This window comes from Neptuniibacter pectenicola, assembly GCF_001597735.1.
Lineage (GTDB): Bacteria > Pseudomonadota > Gammaproteobacteria > Pseudomonadales > Balneatricaceae > Neptuniibacter > Neptuniibacter pectenicola.
Map to the genome: position 1 here is coordinate 1 of NZ_LUTS01000193.1, position 231 is coordinate 231.

Annotated in this window: 1 pseudogene; it reads right to left on the minus strand. The window is 40.7% G+C overall.

Annotation, left to right across the window (positions count from 1 at the left end):
• Positions 1 to 216 (minus strand): annotated as a pseudogene (locus A3773_RS17450) (ABC transporter permease); the annotation flags it as partial.
• Positions 217 to 231 lie beyond the last annotated feature (15 nt).

A 231-nucleotide genomic window follows, 5' to 3' on the forward strand; every position in this document is an offset into this window, starting at 1 on the left:
CACTAAGTAAATACCACCCGCCGCTAAAAATATTTCGATTGGTGTGTAGGTTCGCGCAATAATCGTACGCGCCATTCCTGTTAGATCCAGCAATGTAATCGTACTGGCCAATGCACTGGCTTTGAGCATCAAAATAATCTCATTACCGTAAGCGGGCAAAACAATACCAAATGCACGCGGTAATAAAATACGACAATACATTTGAGTTTTTGTCATACCAATCACTTTACA